Consider the following 8,871-nt stretch of genomic DNA (forward strand, 5'->3'; position numbering starts at 1 on the left):
TCCGTGCCGGCTCCGCGCCGGGTCCCCCGGACGGCCGGGCGGGCGTGGCGGGTTCCGCCCCCTGCCGGGCCCGGGTGTGGTGTGCTGGACGGGCGTCCGCCGGACGTCCGTGCCGCCGTCGTCGCGCCTGTTGTGCCCGCCGTGCCCGCCGCCCCGCCGTCCCCGGGAGAGGTCACCGATGCTCCGTCGCTCCGCCGCCCTGTTCGTCGCCCTCGTCCTCGGCTCGGCCGCCGTCGCCGGCTGCTCCTCGGCGGCCGCCCCGGAGCGCGCCGCGCCCGCTCCTTCCGGCCCTGCCACGTCCGGTGCAGCCGCGTCCGCCCCCGCCACGTCCGCCGCGGCCACGCCCGGTGAGGCCGTGTCCGGTGATGCCACGTCGCCGCAGGCCCCGGGCGGGGCGCCGGCTCCGACCGGGACACCGGCCCCGGACGCCCCGGCGTCGGTGGCCGTCTCGGGCACCGTCACCGACGGTCTGGCGTCCCCCTGGGGCCTGGCCGTCCTGCCCGACGGCGACCTGCTGATCTCCGAACGCGACGAGGCCCGGATCCTGCGCGTCTCGGCCGCGGACGGCGGCAGGACCGAGGCCGGCACCGTCCCCGGCGTCACCGCCGGCGGCGAGGGCGGTCTGCTCGGGCTCGCCCTCTCGCCCGGATTCGCCACCGACCACCGGGTCTACGCCTACCTCTCCACCGCCTCCGACAACCGGATCGTCCGCCTCGACTACGACCCCGCCCGCCCGGCCGGCTCCCAACTCGGCGAGCCGGCCGTCGTGCTGAGCGGGATCCCGCACGGCTCCCGGCACAACGGCGGCCGGATCGGCTTCGGTCCGGACGGCTTCCTGTACGCGGGCACCGGCGACGCCGACGAGCGCCGGCTCTCCCAGGACCGCGGCTCCCTCGGCGGCAAGATCCTTCGCCTCACCCCGGACGGCGCCCCCGCCCCCGGCAACCCGTTCCCGGGCTCCCCGGTCTGGTCGCTCGGCCACCGCAACGTCCAGGGCCTGGCCTGGGACCCCCAGGGGCGGCTCTGGGCCTCGGAGTTCGGCCAGGACACCTGGGACGAGCTGAACCTGATCACGCCCGGCGGCAACTACGGCTGGCCGACCGTCGAGGGCACCGCCGGGCGCCAGGGGTTCACCGACCCGGTCGCCCAGTGGCACACCTCCGACGCCTCCCCGAGCGGCATCGCCCACGCCGCCGGGGGCGTCTGGATGGCCGCGCTGCGCGGTGAGCGGCTCTGGTGGATCCCGCTGGACGGCGAGCGGTCCGCCGCCCCGCCGCGGGACTTCCTCTCCGGGACGTACGGCCGGCTGCGCACCGTGGTGGCCGACCGGGACGGCACGCTGCTGCTGGTCACCGACAACACCGACGGGCGCGGCGACCCGCGCCCCGGGGACGACCGGATCCTGCGGCTGACCGTCGGCCGGACGTGACCCGCAGCCGGATTGGATCACCCGTTCGAGCGGTTTGAACCCGGGTCCACCCTGCCCCCGCGCCTTCCTACCGCTCAGTACCCCTCCCCGCAGGCGGCGTTGTCAGTGTGTCCCGTTACGTTCCTTCCATCACTGACCAGCTGGGAGGAGCGCGGCCGTGGCGTGGGTGGAAACGGGAACGGGCGGGTACCAAGTCGCCTTCGACGAGGAGGGCAGGGTGGTCTGCCGCAACGCGGCCGGCCGCCTGTTGAAGTCCGTCCCGCCGAAGCTGAACGACGACCCGGTGGTCGTCGGGCTGAAGCAGCTCACCGAGTGGCTGGAGGCGCACCGCCGCGGCTGCCTGGAGACCGCCGAGCGGTGGATGGTCCGCTCGCTGCCAGTGCCCGCCGCCGTCGTCACCGCCGTGTGGGCGGACGAGGCCTGGCAGGAGGTCCTGCGCGACCTGGTGGTCACCGGGCCGGGCGGCGCCGTCGCCGGATTCCTGCGCGGCGCCGACGCCGAACGCGGCCTCGGCCTGGTCGACCTCGACGGGGACACCGTGCGCCTCACCGACGGCGAACTGCGGATACCCCACCCGGTCCTGCTGGAGGACCTCGACGAACTGCGCGAGTTCGCCGTCGAGCTCGGCGTCTCCCAGCAGGTCCAGCAGCTGTACCGGGAGGTGTGGCACCGGCCCGGCGACGCGGCCGGCACCGAGGTCTCCACCTACGCCGGCGGGCGCTACGGCGCGCTGCGCGACCTGATCGGCCGCTGCGCCCGGCTCGGCTACCGGGTCCGCGGCGGACACGCCGTGCTGCCCGTCGTCGAGGACGGCCGCGCCCTGGAGGCGCGGGTCTGGGTCGGCGACTACTACGAGTACGACGAGTGCGAGACGGGCGCGCTCAGCTGGACCGGACCGGACGGCAAGGTCCTGCCGCTGGCCGAGGTCGGACCGGTCGCCTGGTCCGAGGGGATGCGGATGGCAGCCGCGCTGTACGCCGGCCGCACGATCGAAGGGGAGGAAGCCGCATGAGCACCACCACCGGACCCGACCGCACCACCGGTGCGCCCGGCGAGGCCCGCCACGAGCGGCTGCTGGAGGCCGGGGCGATCCTCGCCCCCGGCACCCTGCCCGGCGTCGGCGGCCCCGACAGCGCCGCCGACGTGCTGACCGCCCGCACCTACGCCCACCCCGCCCTCGACGGGCGCCGGATCGTGCGCCTGGTGCCCGGCGCGCTCGGCCTCGCCGAGGACGCCGCCGTCGACTTCCTCGGGCTCGTTCCCGACGGCGAGCCGGCCGAGGTCGGCCAGGTCCGCCAGGAGGCGCTCGGCTTCCCCGCCTGGGCGCTCGTCAACGACCCGGCCAACGGCCACCACGCGCTCGCCCTGGTCAAGGAGATGGAACGGCTCGCCCGCCAGGCCAAGTCCAAGCCCGGCCACGCCAAGGACGGCTTCGACGAGCTGGCCGTGCGGCTCGGCCGCGCCGTCCCGCACTTCCTGCCCACCTACTGCGAGCAGGTCGGCCGGATCTTCCTCGAACAGGGCAACCAGACCTACGCCAGCACCTTCTTCGGCAAGGCCCGCGAGGCCGAGCGCACCCACAGCCTCGCCGTCGACGAGGAGCGGCTGCGCGCCGTCTTCCTGGAGTTCGCCCTGGCCGGCGCGCTCAGCGTCAAGGCGCTGCGCCAGTACGTCAAGGAACTGAGCGTCCGGCTCGACCCGCTGACCGCCTGGCAGCGCTTCCGCCAGCTGTGCACCGAGCGCTCCGCCGCCGGCATGGCCCCCTACGCGGGGGTCGCCGAGGACGCCCGCGCCCTGCTCAAGGCCGCCGGCCTGGACCGCGAGGAGAACGAGCAGGAACTGCTCGCCGAACTGCTCGCCTCACCCGCCGTCAACCGGGCGCCCGCCACCTTCTGGAAGTCCTGGCACGGAGCCGTCGTCGCCCTCGGGCAGCGCGACGCTGCGGTCCGCGCCCGCCTGCTGGAGCTGATGCCCGCCCCGGCCGGCAGCGACGAGGCCGACGTCCACGACGCCGCCTGGCTCGCCCTGCTCGCCGAGAGCGGTGCCGAACGGCTGCTCACCGAGCTGCCCGGCGCCGGCGCCGGCGCGGACACGGTCGCGGACACGGACGCGGACGCGGAGGGGGCCCCCGAGCCGGCCGCCGCCTGGCTGCAGCGCTGGACCAGCCACCTCGGGCGCGGCTGGCGCCAGCGGGGCCTGAACACCGTGACCATCGACCTGGTCACCCGGATGCTGGAGCGGCTGCGCGCCGAGGCCGTCCCGGTCGACCTCTTCACCGGGGTGCGCCGCAGCGCCACCCAGCTCGAACTGCTCGACCTGCTGCTCACCGAGGGCGTCCCGGTCGCCGACCCGGCCGACGACCACACCCTCCAGCTCCAGCACTGGGTCACCTCGTCGTCCGCCGAGGGCCGCACCCTGGCCGCCGTCGCCGCCGACCCGCGCTTCCGCTCCACCCTGCGCGCCGCCGTCCCCGACGTCTGGACGACCGTCGACAACCGCGGGCTCGCCGCCCGGCCGGTGCTGCGCGAGCTGTTCGTCGAGTGGTCCGACGCCCGGACCGACGAACTGGAGACCGTCCGCGGCCTGGAGAGCGCGGCCGTGATGCTGCGCGAGCTCAACGCCCACCGCACCGCCGTGCGCGAGGAGAACCCGGCGGCCGCCGCCCGGATCGCCGGCCTCGACGTGGCCGGGCTGCTCGCCCGCGCCCTGCGCGGCGGCATCCTCGACGAACTCGGCTGGCCGGCCCTGGACGAGGCGTTCGCCAGGCTCGGCGTCGCGGCCGGCGACGCCCCCGGCGTCGGCAACGGCGGCAACCTGCCCGAGGGCCTGGCGCTGCAGGAGGCCTGGCCGCACCTGGTGCTCGGCCGCGGCAACCAGGTCGTGGTGGCCGGACCGCAGGGCATCGTGCTCGAACACACCCTGCGCATCCCCCACAAGCTGGAGAGCCACCAGCGCGCCCACTTCCGCTTCGTCGACGGCGAACTGCTGGTCGCCTGGTACCAGGACGGCAAGCAGCGCGCCTACTGGTCCGGCCGCCCCGCCGAGGTCTTCGACCTCGGCGGCGAGACCATCGCCCGCTACTACGGCGGCAGCGACGAGATCGAGACGCCGTCCCTCCCGCTGCCCGGCGGCGGGCGCAGCAGCGGCCACCGCCCGCTGCACGTCGGCGACACCCAGGTGTCCGACCAGGACCACCTCCTCGCCGACGGCACCGGCCACTGGGCCGCCCGCTGGAACCGCGGCCACGTCCTGCACGAGTTCGACCCCGCCACCGGCACCGTCGGCCGCGTCTCCGAGCCGCCGCGGATCGCCGCCGGCGCCGCGGCGGGCCGCCTGGAGGTCAACCGCACCAGGATGCTGCCGCTCCAGCCCGGCCTGGAGGACACCCCGCTCGGCACCGACGGCACCGTGCTCGGCCACTGGGTGCGGGTCGACGGCTCACGGGTCACCACCGGCACCGCCGACGGCACCACGCTCGTCGTCGACAACTCCCGGGTCCGGAACCGGACGTACCCGCGCGGCCGGCTCGTCCTGCCCGGCGGCGCACGCCCGCTGGTCCACGACACCCAGCAACGCGACCTGACCCTGGGCCTGGCCGCCGAGGACTCCGCGGCGGAGGGCACCGTCACCGCCGACCCGACCGGCCTCACCGCCGACCTCGACCCCGGCGACCCCGGCGGCCTCGGCGCGGCCGGCACCGCCGTCGTGCTGCCGCTCGCCCACTGGCACGCCCTGCGCCCGCGCGACGAGCACGGTTCCGCGGTGCTGCGCGGCCTCACCGACGAGCAGGCCGCCCGCCTCGTCGACGCCGCCTGGCCGACCGACGCCGAGCCGGTCCCCGCGGCGCAGCAGCGCTGGATCACCGTCCAGGGCGTGCGCCGCCCCGTGGTCAGCAGCGGCAAGGCCGCCGAGGAGCTTCCGCTCGACGCCGTCGCGGAGCTGCTGCCCGGCATCACCCACCGGCGGCTGCTGGCCGGCGTCACCGGCCTCGCCCGCAGCGCCGCCCACCTGCTCGACGGGATCGCGCGCTACCTGCCGCAGCCCGAGAACGCCCCCCGCACCTCCGACTCCTCCGGCGCCCCGACGTACGCCTACCGGCCCGAGCACGGCACCGACTTCGAGCTCGGCGAGGCCGCCGGCCTGCTGCTGCCCGGGATCGGGGGCTTCGGCCGCAGCTGGGACCGCAGCGTCGCCTACCGGGTGCTCAACAACCTCCGGACGGTCACCGCCGTCCTCGCCGAGCCGCCCGCGGCCGAGGGCGAGGGCTGGAGCACCCCGCACCGGGTCGACCTGCACGGCGAGGACACCCACCACGGCTGGCTGCACGCGCTCGGCGACCTCGGTACCCTCGCCTACGCGGCCGCCGCCCCGCTCACCTCCGCCGAGCACCGCGCCTCGCTCGCGCTGCTGCTCACCGAGCTCACCGCCGGGCCGCTCGCCGACCGCGGCGCCACCCTGCGCGAGGTCCGCCTCACCGAGCCGCTCGGCGAGGGGCAGAGCCGGGAGGACAAGCACGAGCACCGGGCCGGCCAGGTCTGGCGGCACGGCGAGCGCACCGTGATCGTCCTCGGCTGCAGCCACCACGCCGACGACAAGGTCTTCTGGCTCGCCGTCGACCACGACCCGAGCGGCGCCTTCGGCCCGGTCGCCCACTTCGGCACCGGCTTCGAGCGCGTCACCGAGGACACCGTCAGCGCCGACTGGGTCGCCCGGTTCACCGCCCTGCTCGCCGAGCGCGGCGCCATCACCCACCGCGCCGACCGCGCCGCCGACTTCGGCGAGCGCACCGGCATCGGCGCCCTCCGCTCCACCCTGCTGTTCAGCCCCACCAGCGCCCTCGTCCAGTGGTACGGCTCGCCGCTGCCCGCCGAGGCGCTCAAGGAGTACGGCTTCAAGGCCGCCGAGGCCAAGGCCGCCCGGGACTGGCTGCGCGGGCGCGAGCGGTCCGCCCTCGCCCAGGTCTGGGCGGCCCTGCTGCCGGAGGACCCGGAGGACCTCTGGACCACCGGCCCGGACAGCGCCGCCGGCGCCGCCCGCTGGACCGAACGCCTCGGACGGATCGTCACCCTGCCCGACGAGGACCAGGCCGCCGTCAGCGGCACCCACATCCAGCGGATCGAGGAGATCCTCAACGTCGCGAACACCCCGTGGCTGAGCCGCACCACCCGCCAGCGGCTCCGCCCCCAGGGCGACGGGGGCGCGCTCAACCTGGTGCCCGAGGACCCGGACGCCGTCCCCGAGTACAGCACCCTCTCCCAGGCCGTCGACGCCCTCGCCTGGCTCGCCTACCGGCTGTCCTGGAACAGCCCGCTGCGCGCGCTGCTCGCCCCGGCCGTCCAGGCGCTGCGCACCCGCCTGGCCGACCCGGAGCTGCTGCTCGCCTACGAGCTGCGCCGCAACAGCAAGGGCGATTCGCTGGCCGCCGTCCTGCGCACCCGCTGGGGCCTGCCCGCCGAGGGCGGCGCCGACGCCGACGGACTGGTCCGCTGCGGCGAGGCCGTGGTGCTGTCGCCCGGGCACGAAGCCAACGCGGCGGAGTACATCTGGTGGCGCCCGGCGGGCATCGGCGGCCCGCAGGACCCGGCGCTGGAACTGCTCGCCGGCCTGGCCGACAGCTTCTGGTTCGTCCGCCAGCGGTCCGTCCTCACCGCCCTCCTGGACGGCGCCCTGGACCGGCTGGTCGCCCTGCCCGGGCTCCCCGCGGCGGCGGACGGCGCCGGGACCGAGATCTGGCCCCACCACCCGCTGCTCACGGTGCCGGAGCTGGTCACCGAGGTCGCCAAGGCCAAGGAGCTCGGCGAGGACGCCGCCGTGCTCTACCTCCAGCTGCTCGCCCTGCCCGACCCGACCGACCGCAACGTCGCCCGCTGGACGGGCTGGAAGCCGGCCCGGCTGAAGAAGGCGCGCGCCGAACTCGGCGCCTCCGGGCTGGTCGTGGAGGCCAAGCGGGCCCGGGCCGGGCGCAGCCTGTTCCTCCCCGGCGGCTGGCAGGAGGCCAAGGCCCCCGGCCTGCCCGTCGAGACGTGGAAGGCCGGCCTCTACGACCTGCCCACCCACCACGCCGCGCTGCCGCAGCTGTCCGTCCCGGAGCTGTTCGCCCGGGCCTGGCAGCGCGTCACCGACGGGGACGCCCCCGGCTTCGAAGAGCTCCAGACCGGCAAGCGCAGGAAGGCCCGCCGATGACCACGACCACCACCACCACCGCGCCCGGGCCGGCCGCCCGGCAGGTCGTCCTGCCGGAGGAGCGGTACGCCGCCGAACTGGAGTTCCTCGCCGCCCACGACTCCGGCCCGCGTCCGCCCGGCTGGCGGCTCACCCCGCGCGCCGTGGTCACCTTCGTGATGGGCAGCGGCGGCGAGAAGCTCAAGGCCGGCCGGAAGAGCCTGGCGATCGAGCAGAAGTTCGTCGGCGAGCGGGCCCTGGTCGAACGCTGCGTCGTCACCCTCGCCGGCGAGCGCGGCCTGCTGCTCGTCGGCGAGCCCGGCACGGCGAAGTCGATGCTCTCCGAGCTCCTCTCCGCCGCCGTCTGCGGCACCAGCGCGCTCACCGTCCAGGGCACCGCCGGCACCACCGAGGACCAGCTCAAGTACGGCTGGAACTACGCGCTGCTGCTCGCCAAGGGCCCCAGCCGCGAGGCGCTGGTGCCCTCCCCGGTGCTGACCGCGATGACCACCGGCGCGGTCGCCCGCGTCGAGGAGGTCACCCGCTGTCTGCCCGAGGTCCAGGACGCCCTGGTCTCGCTGCTCTCCGAGCGGCGGATCGCCGTCCCCGAACTCGCCGGCACCCCCGACGGCCAGCTGCACGCCGTCCCCGGGTTCACCCTGATCGCCACGGCCAACCTGCGCGACAAGGGCGTCAGCGAGATGTCCGCCGCCCTCAAGCGACGGTTCAACTTCGAGACGGTCGGCCCGATCGGCAGCCTCGCCGCCGAGGTGGACCTGGTCCGCCGCCAGTCCACCGCCGCCGTGGCCCGCGCCGGCGCCGCCTTCGCGGTGGACGACGCGGTGCTGGAGGCGCTCGTCACCGCCTTCCGCGACCTGCGGACCGGCCGCTCCACCGAGGGCTGGGACGTCGAACGCCCCTCCACCGTGATGAGCACCGCCGAGGCCGTCTCGGTGGCCACCGCCCTCGGCGTCACTGCCGCCTACCTGCCCGACGGCGGCGACCTGCTCGGCCGCCTCCCCGGCCAGCTCATCGGCGTGGTCCGCAAGGACGACCCGGCCGACGCCGCCCGGCTGCTCGGCTACTGGGACGGCCCGGTCCGCCGCCGCGCCGAACAGGGCGCCGCCACCTGGCGCACCCTGTGGGACCTGCGCTCCGCCCTGGAGCACTGACCCCGGTGCCGGCCCCGCGCCCCCCCCCGGCGCCCGGCCGGCCCCCCCCCCCCCGGGGCCGGACGGGCCCCCCGGCCGCCCCAGCCCCCCCGCCGCGCGGCCGGCGGG

General features: G+C 76.5%; 4 protein-coding genes. All 4 read left to right on the forward strand.

The features are described 5' to 3' along the window. Positions 1-178 precede the first annotated feature (178 nt). The 4 genes from ACFVVL_RS06620 to ACFVVL_RS06635 all read left to right on the forward strand — a co-directional run bounded on the left by ACFVVL_RS06620 (position 179) and on the right by ACFVVL_RS06635 (position 8,763). Positions 179-1,429: a PQQ-dependent sugar dehydrogenase gene (locus ACFVVL_RS06620; protein ID WP_387671757.1), complete on the forward strand. Its 1,251-nt coding sequence runs from the start codon at positions 179-181 to the stop codon at positions 1,427-1,429. 157 nt (positions 1,430-1,586) lie between these two features. Then, a complete protein-coding gene (locus ACFVVL_RS06625; RefSeq protein WP_387671759.1) occupies positions 1,587-2,441 on the forward strand; it encodes a DUF4132 domain-containing protein in 855 nt (284 codons plus the stop codon). After that, positions 2,438-7,612, forward strand: a complete 5,175-nt coding sequence (locus ACFVVL_RS06630) for a hypothetical protein (RefSeq protein WP_387671761.1) — start codon at positions 2,438-2,440, stop codon at positions 7,610-7,612. Before ACFVVL_RS06625 ends, ACFVVL_RS06630 begins: the two co-directional genes overlap by 4 nt. Then, positions 7,609-8,763: an AAA family ATPase gene (locus tag ACFVVL_RS06635; RefSeq protein ID WP_380294626.1), complete on the forward strand. Its 1,155-nt coding sequence runs from the start codon at positions 7,609-7,611 to the stop codon at positions 8,761-8,763. The genes ACFVVL_RS06630 and ACFVVL_RS06635 overlap by 4 nt, the downstream gene beginning before the upstream one ends. Positions 8,764-8,871: the final 108 nt, after the last annotated feature.

This window comes from Kitasatospora sp. NPDC058115 (assembly GCF_042884635.1).
In the GTDB taxonomy this organism is placed as follows: domain Bacteria; phylum Actinomycetota; class Actinomycetes; order Streptomycetales; family Streptomycetaceae; genus Kitasatospora.

Coding starts and splice junctions, on each gene's coding strand:
- ACFVVL_RS06620 (WP_387671757.1), top strand. CDS start 179: ATGCTCCGTCGCTCCGCCGCCCTGTTCGTCGCCCTCGTCCTCGGCTCG.
- ACFVVL_RS06630 (WP_387671761.1), top strand. CDS start 2,438: ATGAGCACCACCACCGGACCCGACCGCACCACCGGTGCGCCCGGCGAG.
- ACFVVL_RS06635 (WP_380294626.1), top strand. CDS start 7,609: ATGACCACGACCACCACCACCACCGCGCCCGGGCCGGCCGCCCGGCAG.